This window comes from Pontibacter litorisediminis, assembly GCF_029360645.1.
Taxonomy (GTDB): Bacteria; Bacteroidota; Bacteroidia; order Cytophagales; family Hymenobacteraceae; genus Pontibacter; species Pontibacter litorisediminis.
Map to the genome: position 1 here is coordinate 192,262 of NZ_JARDUA010000003.1, position 13,238 is coordinate 205,499.

General features: G+C 44.1%; 28 protein-coding genes. All 28 read left to right on the top strand.

Annotated features, from left to right (window positions below; translation table 11 throughout):
• Positions 1-7: 7 nt before the first annotated feature.
• The 28 genes from rpsJ to rpsD all read left to right on the top strand — a co-directional run bounded on the left by rpsJ (position 8) and on the right by rpsD (position 13,215).
• Positions 8-313: a 30S ribosomal protein S10 gene (gene rpsJ, locus PXG97_RS10720; RefSeq protein WP_007654312.1), complete on the top strand. Its 306-nt coding sequence runs from the start codon at positions 8-10 to the stop codon at positions 311-313.
• A 180-nt stretch (positions 314-493) separates the two neighbouring features.
• Positions 494-1,111 carry a 50S ribosomal protein L3 gene (gene rplC, locus PXG97_RS10725; RefSeq protein ID WP_276497753.1) on the top strand — a complete coding sequence of 206 codons (618 nt, stop codon included), beginning with the start codon at positions 494-496 and terminating at the stop codon, positions 1,109-1,111.
• 1 nt (position 1,112) lies between these two features.
• Entirely contained in the window at positions 1,113-1,742 is a 630-nt protein-coding gene (gene rplD, locus PXG97_RS10730) for a 50S ribosomal protein L4 (protein WP_276497754.1), read from the top strand.
• Entirely contained in the window at positions 1,742-2,029 is a 288-nt protein-coding gene (gene rplW, locus PXG97_RS10735; RefSeq protein WP_073853798.1) for a 50S ribosomal protein L23, read from the top strand. The genes rplD and rplW overlap by 1 nt, the downstream gene beginning before the upstream one ends.
• A gap of 10 nt (positions 2,030-2,039) precedes the next feature.
• Positions 2,040-2,867 (top strand): 50S ribosomal protein L2, encoded by an 828-nt coding sequence (rplB, locus tag PXG97_RS10740; protein ID WP_276497755.1) that lies wholly within the window; start codon positions 2,040-2,042, stop codon positions 2,865-2,867.
• Positions 2,868-2,870: 3 nt separating this feature from the next.
• Positions 2,871-3,149 carry a 30S ribosomal protein S19 gene (gene rpsS, locus PXG97_RS10745; protein ID WP_025609055.1) on the top strand — a complete coding sequence of 93 codons (279 nt, stop codon included), beginning with the start codon at positions 2,871-2,873 and terminating at the stop codon, positions 3,147-3,149.
• Positions 3,150-3,151: 2 nt separating this feature from the next.
• Positions 3,152-3,547 carry a 50S ribosomal protein L22 gene (gene rplV, locus PXG97_RS10750; protein WP_276497756.1) on the top strand — a complete coding sequence of 132 codons (396 nt, stop codon included), beginning with the start codon at positions 3,152-3,154 and terminating at the stop codon, positions 3,545-3,547.
• Between the two features lie 5 nt (positions 3,548-3,552).
• Positions 3,553-4,314, top strand: a complete 762-nt coding sequence (gene rpsC / locus PXG97_RS10755) for a 30S ribosomal protein S3 (protein ID WP_276497757.1) — start codon at positions 3,553-3,555, stop codon at positions 4,312-4,314.
• Positions 4,315-4,343: 29 nt separating this feature from the next.
• Complete coding sequence (rplP, locus tag PXG97_RS10760) at positions 4,344-4,766, top strand: 50S ribosomal protein L16 (protein ID WP_266050566.1); 423 nt, start codon at positions 4,344-4,346, stop codon at positions 4,764-4,766.
• Between the two features lies 1 nt (position 4,767).
• Positions 4,768-4,968: a 50S ribosomal protein L29 gene (gene rpmC, locus PXG97_RS10765; protein ID WP_276497758.1), complete on the top strand. Its 201-nt coding sequence runs from the start codon at positions 4,768-4,770 to the stop codon at positions 4,966-4,968.
• Between the two features lie 14 nt (positions 4,969-4,982).
• Positions 4,983-5,237, top strand: coding sequence for a 30S ribosomal protein S17 (gene rpsQ / locus PXG97_RS10770; protein WP_140620843.1), 255 nt, complete (start codon positions 4,983-4,985; stop codon positions 5,235-5,237).
• 1 nt (position 5,238) lies between these two features.
• Positions 5,239-5,607 carry a 50S ribosomal protein L14 gene (rplN, locus tag PXG97_RS10775; RefSeq protein ID WP_025609061.1) on the top strand — a complete coding sequence of 123 codons (369 nt, stop codon included), beginning with the start codon at positions 5,239-5,241 and terminating at the stop codon, positions 5,605-5,607.
• A gap of 18 nt (positions 5,608-5,625) precedes the next feature.
• Positions 5,626-5,949 (top strand): 50S ribosomal protein L24, encoded by a 324-nt coding sequence (rplX, locus tag PXG97_RS10780; protein ID WP_276497759.1) that lies wholly within the window; start codon positions 5,626-5,628, stop codon positions 5,947-5,949.
• Position 5,950: 1 nt separating this feature from the next.
• Positions 5,951-6,505: a 50S ribosomal protein L5 gene (gene rplE, locus PXG97_RS10785; protein WP_276497760.1), complete on the top strand. Its 555-nt coding sequence runs from the start codon at positions 5,951-5,953 to the stop codon at positions 6,503-6,505.
• Between the two features lie 2 nt (positions 6,506-6,507).
• Positions 6,508-6,777, top strand: coding sequence for a 30S ribosomal protein S14 (rpsN, locus tag PXG97_RS10790; RefSeq protein WP_140620840.1), 270 nt, complete (start codon positions 6,508-6,510; stop codon positions 6,775-6,777).
• 90 nt (positions 6,778-6,867) lie between these two features.
• Positions 6,868-7,266, top strand: a complete 399-nt coding sequence (gene rpsH, locus PXG97_RS10795) for a 30S ribosomal protein S8 (protein WP_276497761.1) — start codon at positions 6,868-6,870, stop codon at positions 7,264-7,266.
• A 14-nt stretch (positions 7,267-7,280) separates the two neighbouring features.
• Positions 7,281-7,835, top strand: coding sequence for a 50S ribosomal protein L6 (gene rplF / locus PXG97_RS10800; RefSeq protein WP_276497762.1), 555 nt, complete (start codon positions 7,281-7,283; stop codon positions 7,833-7,835).
• 8 nt (positions 7,836-7,843) lie between these two features.
• Complete coding sequence (gene rplR, locus PXG97_RS10805) at positions 7,844-8,191, top strand: 50S ribosomal protein L18 (protein ID WP_276497763.1); 348 nt, start codon at positions 7,844-7,846, stop codon at positions 8,189-8,191.
• Positions 8,192-8,196: 5 nt separating this feature from the next.
• A complete protein-coding gene (gene rpsE, locus PXG97_RS10810; RefSeq protein WP_046310186.1) occupies positions 8,197-8,715 on the top strand; it encodes a 30S ribosomal protein S5 in 519 nt (172 codons plus the stop codon).
• A gap of 5 nt (positions 8,716-8,720) precedes the next feature.
• Positions 8,721-8,900, top strand: a complete 180-nt coding sequence (gene rpmD, locus PXG97_RS10815; RefSeq protein ID WP_276497764.1) for a 50S ribosomal protein L30 — start codon at positions 8,721-8,723, stop codon at positions 8,898-8,900.
• A 2-nt stretch (positions 8,901-8,902) separates the two neighbouring features.
• Positions 8,903-9,349 carry a 50S ribosomal protein L15 gene (rplO, locus tag PXG97_RS10820; RefSeq protein ID WP_276497765.1) on the top strand — a complete coding sequence of 149 codons (447 nt, stop codon included), beginning with the start codon at positions 8,903-8,905 and terminating at the stop codon, positions 9,347-9,349.
• Positions 9,350-9,361: 12 nt separating this feature from the next.
• Positions 9,362-10,678: a preprotein translocase subunit SecY gene (secY, locus tag PXG97_RS10825; RefSeq protein ID WP_276497766.1), complete on the top strand. Its 1,317-nt coding sequence runs from the start codon at positions 9,362-9,364 to the stop codon at positions 10,676-10,678.
• Between the two features lie 3 nt (positions 10,679-10,681).
• Entirely contained in the window at positions 10,682-11,455 is a 774-nt protein-coding gene (gene map, locus PXG97_RS10830; protein ID WP_276497767.1) for a type I methionyl aminopeptidase, read from the top strand.
• A complete protein-coding gene (gene infA / locus PXG97_RS10835; protein ID WP_025609076.1) occupies positions 11,456-11,674 on the top strand; it encodes a translation initiation factor IF-1 in 219 nt (72 codons plus the stop codon).
• A gap of 5 nt (positions 11,675-11,679) precedes the next feature.
• Positions 11,680-11,796, top strand: a complete 117-nt coding sequence (gene rpmJ, locus PXG97_RS10840; RefSeq protein WP_007654264.1) for a 50S ribosomal protein L36 — start codon at positions 11,680-11,682, stop codon at positions 11,794-11,796.
• A gap of 9 nt (positions 11,797-11,805) precedes the next feature.
• A complete protein-coding gene (gene rpsM, locus PXG97_RS10845) occupies positions 11,806-12,183 on the top strand; it encodes a 30S ribosomal protein S13 (protein WP_276497768.1) in 378 nt (125 codons plus the stop codon).
• Between the two features lie 10 nt (positions 12,184-12,193).
• On the top strand, positions 12,194-12,586 hold the full coding sequence (rpsK, locus tag PXG97_RS10850; protein ID WP_046310192.1) for a 30S ribosomal protein S11: 393 nt from the start codon (positions 12,194-12,196) through the stop codon (positions 12,584-12,586).
• Positions 12,587-12,609: 23 nt separating this feature from the next.
• A complete protein-coding gene (gene rpsD / locus PXG97_RS10855) occupies positions 12,610-13,215 on the top strand; it encodes a 30S ribosomal protein S4 (RefSeq protein WP_276497769.1) in 606 nt (201 codons plus the stop codon).
• The last annotated feature ends 23 nt before the right edge of the window (positions 13,216-13,238 follow it).

Sequence of the window (13,238 nt, forward strand, 5' to 3'; positions counted from 1 at the left end):
GTATAAGATGAATCAGAAAATCAGAATAAAGCTTAAGTCTTACGATCACAATCTGGTGGACAAGTCTTCAGAGAAGATTGTGAAAGCGGTAAAGGCTACAGGTGCCATCGTTAGCGGCCCTATTCCACTTCCAACAGAGAAGGACAAGTTTACAGTTCTTCGTTCACCACACGTGAACAAGAAGTCTCGCGAGCAGTTTCAGCTTTGCACTTACAAGAGATTGGTAGATATCTATTCTACAAGCTCTAAAACAGTAGATGCCTTAATGAAGCTAGAATTGCCAAGCGGCGTTGATGTTGAGATCAAAGTTTGATAGCATCGGATAATCAAAGAAAAAGAGGAGGGCGCAAGTCCTCCTCTTTTTTTATACCTGCTTGAGAATAAATATTTTAGAGAAAGTTTGAAAAGAAGGCTAAAAAATTATTAACTTTGCACTCCCTTAGCAAAAATAGGGGACAATGAATTATTGTATCCATCTCTAAACAAAAGTTGAATGCCTGGAATTATCGGTAAAAAAATCGGAATGACAAGCCTCTTCACAGCAGATGGTAAATACACACCTGTAACGCTTATTCAAGCAGGCCCGTGTGTAGTTACTCAGGTGAAGACGGTTGAGAATGACGGCTACGCTGCAGTGCAGATTGGCTACGGCGACAAAAAGCTGAAGAGAGTAACGAAAGCGGAAGCTGGTCACTACCAGAAAGCTAACACTGCTCCCAAGAAGAAAGTAGCTGAGTTTGATGTTGAAGGAGTTTCCTTCAATTTGGGCGACGTAGTTGATACGACGCTTTTTGAGGAAGGCGAATTCGTGGATGTAGTAGGTACATCTAAGGGTAAAGGTTTCCAGGGTGTTGTGAAGCGCCACAACTTTGCTGGTGTAGGCGGTCAGACGCACGGTCAGCATAACAGAGCAAGACACCCAGGTTCAATCGGTGCGTGCTCTTGGCCATCAAGAGTATTCAAAGGTATGCGCATGGCAGGAAGAATGGGCGGTAACAGAGTAAAGGTGCAAAACCTTACAGTGCTACGCATCATTGCTGAAAGAAACCTTATTGTTGTTAGTGGCTCTGTTCCTGGTGCCAGAAATTCTTACGTGTTAATTGAGAAATAAAATGGAGCTCTCTGTATTAAATATCAAAGGTGAAGATACAGGCAGAAAGGTGACCCTTTCTGATGCTATATTTGGTCTGGAGCCAAATGAGCATGCCATGTATCTTGACGTGAAGCAGTACCTGGCTAACCAAAGACAGGGTACGCACAAGTCTAAGGAGCGTAACGAGGTTGCAGGCTCTACTAAGAAGATCAAGAAGCAGAAGGGTACTGGCGGTGCGCGTGCTGGTAGCTTAAAGTCGCCTGTGTTTATTGGCGGTGGCCGTGTGTTCGGTCCTAAACCAAGAAACTACAGCTTTAAGCTGAACAAGAAGTTGAAGCGTGCGGCTCGTCTGTCAGCTCTTTCTCTGTTGGCACGTGATAACCGTGTGGCTCTGGTGGAGTCATTCTCACTGGAGGCCCCAAAGACAAAAGAGTTCAAGGGAATCCTGAGCAACCTGCAGTCAACCGGCAAAACACTGGTAGTGCTTCCTGCTGTAGACAAGAACATCGTGCTTTCTGGCAGAAACCTGCCGAAGGTGAAAGTGTCTACTGTGAAGGATGTGAACACCTATGACCTGCTGAACACGGAGAAGCTTCTTCTAGTTGAGCAATCAGTAAACGAATTAGAAAACCTCTTTAGCGCGAAATAATGAACGTTCTGAAAAGACCAATTATTACTGAGAAGTACGCTGCCTTGAACGAGGTTGGTAAGTATGCTTTTGAGGTAGAGAAAAATGCCAACAAAGTAGAAATCAAGAAGGCAGTAGAGAAGATGTATGGCGTAACTGTGGACAAAGTGTCTACGATGCGCTCCATCGGAAAGAAAAAGACTAAGTATACGAAGTCTGGAGCTGTAACTGGCCGTACCTCTCTGATTAAAAAGGCAATTGTAACCCTGAAAGAGGGTGAAGTAATAGACTTTTACAGCGGCATATAATTAAGTTAAAATGGCTTTAAAAAAGTTAAGACCAATAACACCAGGTCAAAGATTCCGAGTAGCCCCTGGCTTCGATGAGATAACAGCGACTACTCCAGAGAAATCTTTGTTGGCACCCCTCTCAAAATCTGGTGGACGTAACAACTCAGGCAGAATGACCATGCGCTACATGGGCGGTGGTCATAAGCAAAAGTACAGAATAATTGACTTCAAGCGCACCAAGCACGGTGTTCCTGCTACAGTGAAGACAATTGAGTACGATCCGAACAGAACAGCCCGCATTGCGCTGCTTCACTATGCTGACGGAGAGAAAACTTATATCATTGCTCCTGCAGGACTACAGGTTGGAACCGTAGTTAACTCAGGTCCTGGTATCGCTCCGGAAGTAGGAAATTGCTTGCCTCTTTCTGATATTCCTCTAGGTACTATCATTCACAACATTGAGCTTCAGCCGGGTGCTGGTGCGATCTTGGCCAGAAGCGCCGGTTCATACGCACAGCTAGTGGCCCGTGAAGGACGCTATGCTACCATCAAATTGCCTTCTGGCGAGCTGAGAATGGTGCTGGTGAACTGTTCTGCCACTGTTGGAACAGTTTCCAACGCAGAGCACATGAACGTGAAGCTTGGCAAGGCTGGTCGCAACAGATGGTTAGGTAGACGTCCACGCGTACGTGGTGTAGCCATGAACCCTGTAGATCACCCAATGGGTGGTGGTGAAGGTAAGTCTTCAGGCGGTCACCCACGCTCTCGTAAAGGCCTGTATGCAAAAGGTCTTAAGACGAGAAACACGAATAAATATTCTGAGAAGCTTATAGTTAATAGAGGTAAGAAGAAATAGTAAATGGCTAGATCGTTAAAAAAAGGGCCTTATATTGACTTTAGGCTCGAGAAGAAAGTAACTGTAATGAACGAGGCAGGCAAGAAGTCTGTTATCAAGACCTGGTCTCGCAGATCAATGATCTCTCCTGATTTCGTTGGTCATACTTTTGCAGTTCACAACGGAAATAAATTCATCCCTGTGTATGTTACTGAGAACATGGTAGGCCACAAATTGGGTGAATTTGCTCCGACAAGAAACTTTAGAGGTCACATTGCTAAGAAAGATAAAGGCAAGCGTTAATAATGGAAGCAGTAGCAAAACTTAGAAATGTCCCTACCTCCCCTCGTAAGATGAGGATGGTAGCTGACTTAGTACGCGGTAAAAGCGTATCAAAAGCTCTTGGTATTCTGAAGTTCGAAGCCAATGCTGGTGCAGCCAAAGTTGAGAAGCTTGTCCTGTCTGCGTTAGCAAACTGGCAGCAGAAAAACGAGGATGCCCGCATAGAGGATGCCAACCTGTACATCAAGACCATCTTCGTTGATGAGGGTAAAATGCTGAAGCGTCTTCGCCCGGCTCCTCAAGGCCGTGGTTACAGAATCAGAAAGAGATCGAACCACGTTACGCTGGTGATCGACAGCATGACCGAGGAGCAACTCGAGCAGCAGCAGTCTAAGAAATCTAAAAAAGCCAACAAGTAAGAATTATGGGACAGAAAGTTAATCCGATAGGTTTTCGACTAGGTGTTATCAAAGGTTGGGATTCTAACTGGTATGGCGGCAAAGATTTCGCTGAGAAGCTGATCGAAGACGAGAAAATCAGAAAATATATACTAGCTCGTATTCCTAAAGGCGGTATTTCTAAAATTATAATTGAGAGAACGCTTAAGCGCATCACCATTACAATCAACACGGCCAGACCGGGTGTTGTAATCGGTAAGGGCGGCCAGGAAGTAGATAAGATCAAGGAAGAGCTTAAGAAGCTTACGAACAAAGATATTCAAATCAATATCTTTGAGATTAAGCGTCCGGAGCTTGATGCCAAGCTGGTAGGCGAGTCAATCGCACAGCAGCTGCAGGCTCGTATCTCTTTCCGCCGTGCCATGAAGCAAGCAATTGCTTCTGCGCTACGTGTAGGTGCCGAAGGTATCAAAGTACAGGTATCAGGCCGTTTGGGTGGTGCTGAAATGGCAAGAACAGAGCACTACAAAGAAGGTAGAACTCCGCTTCACACCCTGCGTGCTGACATCGACTATGCTTTATCTGAAGCGCAGACAGTTTATGGCAAACTAGGTATCAAAGTATGGATCTTCAAAGGCGAGGTTTATGGTAAGAAGGATCTTACTCCAAACGCTGGCCTGGAGAGCGGAAAAGGACCTGGTTCGGCCTCTGGCGACAGACGTGGTGGTGACCGCCGCAACAAAAAAGGTGCTGGTGAAGGTGCCCCTAAGCGCAAGCGTCGTCAATAATCAAGTGTTAACATTATAAGTTTTAGAAAATGTTACAGCCTAGAAGGACTAAATATAGAAAAATGCAGAAAGGCCGCGTAAAGGGTCTGGCTCACAGAGGCAGCTCTATTGCGTTTGGTTCTTTCGCTATCAAGTCTCTTGAGTCAACTTGGATTACGTCGCGCCAGATTGAGGCCGCTCGTATCGCCATGACAAGAGCAATGAAACGTGAGGGTCAAGTTTGGATCCGTATTTTCCCTGACAAACCTATTACGAAAAAGCCTGCTGAGGTTCGAATGGGTAAGGGTAAAGGTTCTCCTGAATATTGGGTAGCAGTGGTTAAGCCAGGTACAATCATGTTTGAGTCTGATGGTGTACCTCTTGAAGTAGCGAAAGAGTCTTTGAGACTTGCTGCTCAGAAACTGCCAGTAAAAACAAAGTTTGTAGTACGTAGAGATTACGTTGAGAAATAAGATGAAAAATTCAGAGATAACGGCTTTATCTGCGGAAGAACTGCAAGAGAAGCTTAACACTGAGAAAGCTAACCTGCAGAACATGCGTTTTGCACATGCGATATCTCCACTGGAGAACCCAATGAAAATCCGCGAGACGAAGCGACTGATCGCCAGACTAAGCACTGAAGTTCGTCGTCGTGAAATAGCAGCTAACTCTTAATATTGATTAAGATCATGGAGAGAAACCTAAGAAAAGAAAGAAGCGGTAAGGTTGTTAGCAATAAGATGGACAAGTCTATTACTGTACTGGTGGAGAGCAGAATGAAGCACCCTATGTATGGTAAGTTTGTTAGCAAATCTACCAAGTTCATGGCTCACGACGAGAACAACGACTGCAACATCGGTGATGTAGTTCGCATTCAGGAGACACGTCCGCTCAGCAAGAACAAGAAATGGCGTTTAGTAGAAATCATAGAAAGGGCTAAATAAGATGATACAGCAGGAATCAAGACTAAGTGTAGCTGATAACAGCGGTGCCAAAGAAGTTCTTTGTATCCGTGTGTTGGGCGGTACTGGTAAGAAGTATGCATCTGTTGGCGACAGAATTGTTGTGACAGTAAAGTCTGCCCTTTCTTCTGGTAACGTTAAAAAAGGAACTGTTTCAAAGGCAGTTATAGTAAGAACTAAGAAAGAGGTTAGAAGAAAAGACGGTTCGTACATTCGTTTCGACGATAACGCCGCCGTTCTTTTGAATGCCAACAACGAACCACGCGGTACGCGTATTTTTGGACCGGTAGCCCGTGAACTTCGTGAAAAGCAATTCATGAAAATTGTTTCGTTAGCTCCTGAAGTTCTATAACTACAAATTCAGATTAAAATGAATAAGAAAAAACTTCATGTAAAGACTGGCGATACAGTTAAAGTACTAGCCGGTGACGAGCGCGGCAAAACTGGCCGCATTATCGCTGTAAATACAGAAAAACAAAGAGTTACTATTGAAGGCCTGAATCTGGTGACGAAGCATCAGAAGCCTAGTGCCCAGAACCCACAGGGGGGCATCAAGAAGGTAGAAGCTCCTATTCACGCTAGCAACGTGGCGTTGGTGGATCCAAAGACTGGTGAAACTACCAAGGCTGCTAGCAGAAAGAACAGCGAAGGTAAGACAGAGCGTTATTCTAAAAAGACAGGAGAGGTAATCTAAGATGGCAACTGCAAGATTAAAAGAGAAATATCAGAACGAGGTAGTACCTGCCTTGAAAGAGAAGTTCCAGTATAAGAACATCATGCAGGTGCCAAAGATCACAAAGATCTCTATCAACAAAGGTATCGGTGCTGCCGTTGCCGACAAGAAGTTGGTAGATATCGGCGTAGATGAACTTTCGATCATCACTGGCCAGAAAGCTGTTCCTACCATTGCGAAGAAGTCTGTTTCTAACTTCAAGCTTCGCGAAGGGATGCCAATCGGTGCTCGTGTTACCTTGCGTGGTGAGAGAATGTATGAGTTCCTGGACCGTCTTCTGACAGTGGCTTTGCCACGTGTTCGTGACTTCAGAGGTGTAAATGACAAAGGCTTTGATGGCCGTGGCAACTATACCCTGGGTGTTAAGGAGCAAATCATTTTCCCTGAGATCAGCATTGACAAGATCAAGGCAATTTCTGGCATGGACATCACTTTTGTTACAACCGCTAAAACTGACGAAGAGAGCTACGAACTGCTGAGAGCGTTCGGTATGCCATTCGCTAATATCAAGAAATAACCATGGCAAGAGAATCAGTAAAAGCCAGAGAGCTTAAAAGAGAAAAGCTTGTAGCAAAATATGCTGCAAAAAGAGCTGAACTAAAGGCCAAAGGTGATTACGAGGCGCTTGATAAGCTGCCGCGTAACGCATCTCCTGTAAGACTGCATAACCGTTGCAAACTGTCAGGAAGACCAAGAGGATACATGAGAAAGTTCGGTATTTCTCGCGTGGTTTTCAGAGAGCTGGCGGTTATGGGTAAAATTCCTGGTGTTACAAAAGCGAGCTGGTAATTTTTTAAGATTCTCACTAAGAATCTTAAAAAGATATTACTATCTTTGCCCCTCGCTTAGATAAAGCATTCATTATTACATTCATTCATAATGAACACAGATCCAATAGCAGATTATTTAACTAGAGTGCGTAACGCCATTAAGGCTAACCACAGAATAGTTGAGATACCATCTAGCAAGATAAAGAAAGAGATCACAAAAGTATTGTACGACAAAGGGTATATTCAAAGTTATAAATTTGATGACTCTAGCGTACAAGGCACGATTAAGATAGCTCTGAAGTACAACCCTAACACTAAGCAGTCTGCTATTGTGAAACTGGAGAGGGTAAGCAAGCCAGGGCTTCGTAAATACGCCGGCATGGATACCTTGCCAAGAGTATTGAACGGCCTTGGTGTAGCCATTTTGTCTACATCGAAGGGTGTAATGACAGAGAAAGAGGCTAAGTCACTCAATGTAGGTGGCGAGGTGTTATGTTATGTATATTAATAGGAGGATAGACAATGTCACGTATAGGAAAATTGCCAATCACCCTGCCTAACAACACGCAAGTTACCATCGGTGATAACAATGTAGTAACAGTAAAAGGACCTAAAGGTGAACTTTCTACTGTTATTGATAAAGACATGATTGTAAAGCAGGACGAAAATACTGTTATTGTAGAGCGTCCTACTGAGCAGAAGCGCCATAAGGCAATGCATGGTCTTTACAGAGCTCTTATAAACAACATGGTTGTTGGCGTAAGCGAAGGCTACAAAGAACAACTTGAGTTTGTTGGTGTAGGTTACAAAGCCGCAGTGCAGGGTAAAGTTCTGGAGATGTCTCTTGGTTACTCACACAACATCTACCTGGCTCTTCCTGATGAGGTAATCGCGACAGCTGTTACTGAAAAAGGTAAGAACCCAGTGGTAACGTTGGAGAGCAATGACAAGCAGCTGATCGGACAGGTTGCTGCTAAAATCAGATCACTGCGTAAAGTTGAGCCTTACAAAGGTAAGGGTATCCGCTTCGTAGGAGAAGTTATTAGAAGAAAAGCTGGTAAGACAGCTTCTAAATAATCGTCATCATGTCTACTAATAAAATAAGCAGAAGACTAAGAATTAAAAAAGGTATCAGAAACAGGATTTCTGGTACCGCTGAGAGGCCAAGACTTACTGTGTTCCGTAGCAACAAAGCTATCTACGCACAGTTGGTTGATGATACTACTGGTGTGACACTAGCGGCAGCCTCTTCAGTTAAACTTGATGATGCTAAAGCTAACACTGAGACCGCAGGTAAAGTTGGAACGGCAATCGCTGAGCTGGCCCTTGCAAAAGGTATTTCGCAGGTGGTGTTCGACCGTAACGGTTACCTATATCACGGTAAAGTAAAATCATTGGCAGAAGGCGCTCGTGAAGCTGGCCTTAAATTCTAAATAATATGTTGAAGAATAATATACGTAGCGTAAAGGCGAGCGAAATCGAACTAAAGGAGAGAGTAGTAGCCATTAACCGTGTAGCCAAGGTTGTAAAAGGTGGTAGAAGATTCAGCTTCGCTGCTATCGTGGTAGTTGGAGACGGTAATGGTGTAGTTGGTTACGGACTTGGTAAAGCCAACGAGGTGACTGACGCAATTGCCAAAGGCATTGATGATGCGAAGAAGAACCTGGTAAAGGTGCCTGTGTACCATAACACTGTTCCTCACGCAATTGAAGGAAAATACTCTGGTGGTTTCGTGTTGGTTAAGCCAGCCGCTCCAGGTACCGGTGTAATTGCTGGTGGTGCGATGCGTGCCGTACTGGAAAGTGCCGGTATCAAAGACGTACTTTGCAAGTCTAAAGGATCTTCTAACCCACACAACGTGGTGAAGGCTACTTTTGACGCCCTTTCTAAAATGCGTGATCCTTTGGCCGTAGCTCAGCAGCGTGGTGTTAATTTACAGAAAGTATTCAACGGATAATTGAAATGGCTAAAGTAACAATCACTCAAGTTAAGAGCATTATCGACAGACCAAAGAGCCAAAAGCTGACTATCAAAGCGCTTGGCCTTGGCAAGATAAGCAAATCAGTATCTGTTGAGTATACTCCTCAGATTGCTGGTATGGTAAAGAAAGTCCACAATTTGGTAGAAGTAAAAGAACAATAATCATGTACTTACATTCTTTAAAACCTGCAGAAGGTTCTGTAAAAGACAGAAAGAGGATTGGTAGAGGTGCTGGTTCAGGTAGAGGTGGTACTTCTACACGTGGCCACAAAGGTGCCAAGTCTCGCTCTGGATATTCACAGAAGGCCGGTTTCGAAGGTGGCCAGATGCCACTGCAGAGACGCGTGCCTAAGTATGGCTTTAAGAACATCAACCGTGTTGAATATAAGGCTATCAACTTAGATGTTATTCAGGCGCTGGCCGAGTCAACGAACGAAACCGTTATCAACTTTGACTTCTTCAAAGCCCATGGTCTTGTTCAGAAGAACGACAAGGTTAAAGTTCTGGGCAGAGGAGAGTTGAATAAAGCAGTTGAGGTTCATGCTCATGCTTTCTCTGGAACTGCAACATCATCAATAGAAAAAGCAGGCGGTAAAACAGTTGCTCTTTAATCAGTAGGAGGTATGAAGAAGTTTATAACAACGTTAAAGAACATTTTTGCTATCGAAGACCTTAGGGTAAGAATACTTAATACCCTGTTTTTTATAGCTATTTTCAGACTTGGTTCTTATGTTGTTTTACCCGGCGTTGATCCTAATCAGCTACAGGCTAACACATCCGGCATCTTCGGTTTGTTAGATACCTTTTTAGGTGGTGCATTTAGCAATGCTTCCATCTTTGCGTTAGGTATCATGCCGTATATCTCCGCTTCTATCGTACTGCAACTGCTTACCATAGCTGTTCCATATTTCCAAAAGATGCAGAAAGAGGGTGAATCTGGTCGAAAGAAAATCAACCAGATCACTCGCGTTCTGACAATCGTGATCACCCTTGCACAAGCTGTAGGCTTCGTTGCAACTATTAATGCTGAAGCGATAGCGATCAATCCGACCTTGTTCACTATTACTTCCATGATCGTTCTTACCTCCGGCACCATCTTCTGTATGTGGCTAGGTGAGAAAATCACAGATAAAGGTATCGGTAACGGTATCTCTATGCTGATCATGATCGGTATTATCAGCAGATTTCCTGGCGCTATACTTTTCGAAGCTACTTCGAAGCAGTTGGATGGAGCTCTTTTGTTCATCTTTGAGCTTATCGTGCTGTTCCTGGTTGTTATGTCTGTTGTGATGCTTACGCAAGCTGTTAGGAGAATACCTGTACAGTACGCGAAGCAGGTTGGAGCTAGCTCTCTGTACAGCGGTCAGCGCCAGTTTATACCTTTGAAGGTGAATGCTGCCGGTGTGATGCCAATTATCTTTGCACAGTCACTTATGTTTCTGCCATCCATGATCGCTTCGATCTGGGCGGAATCAAATGAAACAGCCAATTACATCGGAGCTACGTTCTCCGACTTCACCTCATGGCAGTATAATGTGGTGTTTGGCCTGTTGATACTAGTGTTTACTTATTTTTACACTGCCATCAGTGTAAACCCAAACCAGATTGCGGATGATCTGAAGCGTAGTGGTGGATTTATACCTGGAGTAAAACCAGGCCGAGCTACGTCAGAGTACATTGACGCTATCTTAACTAAAATAACATTACCAGGCGCAATCTATCTGGCGCTGGTAGCTATAGCCCCTGCTTTGGCCATGCTATTTGGTGTTACCAGGGAATTCTCCCAATTCTTCGGCGGAACCTCTTTGCTGATCATGGTTGGGGTTGTGCTTGACACGCTGAAGCAAGTTGAGAGCTACCTTCTTATGCGTCACTATGATGGTATGATGAAGTCAGGAAAGCTACGCGGCAGAACTGAGAACATTGCCATGGTATCCTAATCGATGATTATTTACAAAACGGAAGAAGATATTGAGCTGATTCGCCAAAGTGCTTTGATATTAAGCAAAGCACATGGCGAAATTGCTCGTGTAATCAAGCCTGGTATAAGCACTCTTCAACTAGATAAAATAGCTGAAGAGTTTATTCTTGATAACGGAGGCAAGCCGTCCTTTAAAAACTATAACGGGTTTCCTTATAGTTTGTGCATATCAGTTAATTCTGTGGTAGTGCACGGCATGCCGAGTAGCTATACTTTGAACGAAGGCGATATTATTTCTGTTGATTGTGGAGTTTATAAAAACGGCTTCCACAGTGACTGTGCTTATACACATGCTGTAGGTGCAGTTGCGCCTGAAGTGCAAAAGCTCCTTGATGTAACGAAAGAGTCCTTGTTCAAAGGCTTAGAGAAAGCTACAGTAGGGCAGCGGCTTGGAGACCTCAGCTTTTCTATCCAGGAGCACGCTGAGAAGAACGGCTTCTCCATTGTACGGGAGCTAGTAGGGCATGGCATCGGAAGAAACTTACATGAGTCTCCCGAGGTGCCAAATTACGGTAAGCGAGGACAGGGGGTAAAGCTACAGGAGGGACTGGTTATTGCGGTTGAGCCGATGGTTAACCTAGGTGCAAGACATATTGTGCAGGAGGATGACGGGTGGACCATTAGAACTAAAGATAACAAGCCTTCTGCCCATTTCGAGCACACAGTGGTGGTTCGAAAAGATAAAGCGGAGATATTAACAACGTTTGATTATATAGAACAAGCTAAAAAAGCATAAATGGCAAAACAGTCATCCATTGAGCAAGACGGTACAATCGTAGAAGCTTTATCAAATGCCATGTTTCGGGTTGAGCTTGAAAATGGTCACCAGGTTGTTGCTCACATATCTGGTAAAATGCGCATGAACTATATCAAAATCCTCCCAGGTGACAGAGTAAAGTTGGAGATGTCTCCCTACGATCTTACTAAAGGCAGAATTGTTTACCGATATAAATAAATCCAATGAAAGTTAAAGCATCAGTAAAAAAGAGAAGTGCTGAATGTAAAGTTATCCGCCGTAAGGGGAAGCTTTATGTCATCAACAAGAAGAATCCAAGATATAAACAAAGACAAGGTTAATTTATTTTTATGGCTAGAATAGCAGGAGTAGATATTCCGGACAACAAGAGAGGTGAAATCGCACTGACCTACATTTTTGGTATTGGTCGTAGCCTTTCTAAGCAAATCCTAAGCAAAGCCGGGGTGGATCTTGACAAAAAGGTAAAAGACTGGACTGAGGACGAGGCCGGTGAGATTAGAAATATTATTGCTGCAGACATCAAGACTGAGGGTGTATTAAGATCTGAAGTTCAACTGCACATTAAGCGTCTTCTTGACATTGGTTGCTACCGTGGTTTGAGACACCGTAAAGGATTGCCAGTGCGTGGTCAAAGAACTAAAAACAACTCTCGCACGAGAAAAGGTAAGCGTAAGACAGTAGCTAACAAGAAGAAAGCATCTAAATAATCACTAGATCATGGCTCAGAAAAGAAAAGATAAAGCTAAAAAGCGTGTTGTAGTTGTTGAACCTACTGGCCAAGTACACATCAAAGCTTCTTTCAACAACATTATTATATCAGTAACCAATAACGCAGGACAAGTTATTTCTTGGGCTTCTGCTGGTAAAATGGGCTTTAAGGGTTCTAAGAAGAACACTCCTTATGCTGCACAAATGGCCGCTGCTGACTGCGCGAAGGTTGCTTACGACCTGGGAATGCGTAAGGCAGAAGTTTTTGTTAAAGGTCCAGGTGCAGGTAGAGAGTCTGCTATCCGTACAGTGCAGAACACAGGTATCGAGGTAACGACCATTAAGGATGTTACGCCACTACCGCACAACGGTTGCCGCCCTCCAAAACGCAGAAGAGTTTAATTTTAAAATTGACAATTTAAGAAATGGCTAGATATACAGGTCCTAAGAGTAAAATCTCAAGACGTTTCAATGAGGAGATTTTTGGCCCAAGCAAAGCGCTGAAGAAGAAGAGCTACCCTCCGGGGCAGCATGGCCGTGGTCGCCGCAAGAAGCAGTCTGAATATGCAATTCAGCTGGCTGAAAAGCAGAAAGCTAAATATATTTATGGTGTTCTAGAGAAGCAGTTCGCTAACCTGTTCGACAAAGCGCACAGAAAAGGCGGCATCACAGGTGAGAACCTGCTTGCCCTGCTCGAGTCTAGATTAGACAACACTGTTTACCGTTTGGGTATTGCCCCAACCAGAAGAGCTGCACGCCAGCTTGTATTGCACAAGCACGTGTTGGTTAATGGTGAAATTGTAAATATCCCTTCTTACTCTCTGAAAGTAGGTGATGTTGTGGCTGTACGTGAGAAGTCTAAGTCCCTTGAGGCGATCACAACTAGCTTAACGGTGCGCAATGCTCGTCAGTTTGGCTGGTTAGAGTGGGATGGCAACGCGATGGCTGGTAAATTTGTGGCTACTCCACAGAGAGACCAGATTCCTGAGAAGATTCAGGAGCAGCTCATCGTCGAGCTATACTCTAAGTAAGCAGCTTAATCAATTTATAACCT

Coding starts and splice junctions, on each gene's coding strand:
- rplF (WP_276497762.1), top strand. CDS start 7,281: ATGTCACGTATAGGAAAATTGCCAATCACCCTGCCTAACAACACGCAA.
- rplN (WP_025609061.1), top strand. CDS start 5,239: ATGATACAGCAGGAATCAAGACTAAGTGTAGCTGATAACAGCGGTGCC.
- rplV (WP_276497756.1), top strand. CDS start 3,152: ATGGAAGCAGTAGCAAAACTTAGAAATGTCCCTACCTCCCCTCGTAAG.
- rplD (WP_276497754.1), top strand. CDS start 1,113: ATGGAGCTCTCTGTATTAAATATCAAAGGTGAAGATACAGGCAGAAAG.
- rplE (WP_276497760.1), top strand. CDS start 5,951: ATGGCAACTGCAAGATTAAAAGAGAAATATCAGAACGAGGTAGTACCT.
- map (WP_276497767.1), top strand. CDS start 10,682: ATGATTATTTACAAAACGGAAGAAGATATTGAGCTGATTCGCCAAAGT.
- rpsN (WP_140620840.1), top strand. CDS start 6,508: ATGGCAAGAGAATCAGTAAAAGCCAGAGAGCTTAAAAGAGAAAAGCTT.
- secY (WP_276497766.1), top strand. CDS start 9,362: ATGAAGAAGTTTATAACAACGTTAAAGAACATTTTTGCTATCGAAGAC.
- rplR (WP_276497763.1), top strand. CDS start 7,844: ATGTCTACTAATAAAATAAGCAGAAGACTAAGAATTAAAAAAGGTATC.
- rpsS (WP_025609055.1), top strand. CDS start 2,871: ATGGCTAGATCGTTAAAAAAAGGGCCTTATATTGACTTTAGGCTCGAG.
- rplP (WP_266050566.1), top strand. CDS start 4,344: ATGTTACAGCCTAGAAGGACTAAATATAGAAAAATGCAGAAAGGCCGC.
- rplB (WP_276497755.1), top strand. CDS start 2,040: ATGGCTTTAAAAAAGTTAAGACCAATAACACCAGGTCAAAGATTCCGA.
- rpsC (WP_276497757.1), top strand. CDS start 3,553: ATGGGACAGAAAGTTAATCCGATAGGTTTTCGACTAGGTGTTATCAAA.
- rpsJ (WP_007654312.1), top strand. CDS start 8: ATGAATCAGAAAATCAGAATAAAGCTTAAGTCTTACGATCACAATCTG.
- rplC (WP_276497753.1), top strand. CDS start 494: ATGCCTGGAATTATCGGTAAAAAAATCGGAATGACAAGCCTCTTCACA.
- rpmC (WP_276497758.1), top strand. CDS start 4,768: ATGAAAAATTCAGAGATAACGGCTTTATCTGCGGAAGAACTGCAAGAG.
- rpmJ (WP_007654264.1), top strand. CDS start 11,680: ATGAAAGTTAAAGCATCAGTAAAAAAGAGAAGTGCTGAATGTAAAGTT.
- rpmD (WP_276497764.1), top strand. CDS start 8,721: ATGGCTAAAGTAACAATCACTCAAGTTAAGAGCATTATCGACAGACCA.
- rplO (WP_276497765.1), top strand. CDS start 8,903: ATGTACTTACATTCTTTAAAACCTGCAGAAGGTTCTGTAAAAGACAGA.
- rpsM (WP_276497768.1), top strand. CDS start 11,806: ATGGCTAGAATAGCAGGAGTAGATATTCCGGACAACAAGAGAGGTGAA.
- rpsQ (WP_140620843.1), top strand. CDS start 4,983: ATGGAGAGAAACCTAAGAAAAGAAAGAAGCGGTAAGGTTGTTAGCAAT.
- infA (WP_025609076.1), top strand. CDS start 11,456: ATGGCAAAACAGTCATCCATTGAGCAAGACGGTACAATCGTAGAAGCT.
- rplW (WP_073853798.1), top strand. CDS start 1,742: ATGAACGTTCTGAAAAGACCAATTATTACTGAGAAGTACGCTGCCTTG.
- rpsE (WP_046310186.1), top strand. CDS start 8,197: ATGTTGAAGAATAATATACGTAGCGTAAAGGCGAGCGAAATCGAACTA.
- rpsK (WP_046310192.1), top strand. CDS start 12,194: ATGGCTCAGAAAAGAAAAGATAAAGCTAAAAAGCGTGTTGTAGTTGTT.
- rpsD (WP_276497769.1), top strand. CDS start 12,610: ATGGCTAGATATACAGGTCCTAAGAGTAAAATCTCAAGACGTTTCAAT.
- rplX (WP_276497759.1), top strand. CDS start 5,626: ATGAATAAGAAAAAACTTCATGTAAAGACTGGCGATACAGTTAAAGTA.
- rpsH (WP_276497761.1), top strand. CDS start 6,868: ATGAACACAGATCCAATAGCAGATTATTTAACTAGAGTGCGTAACGCC.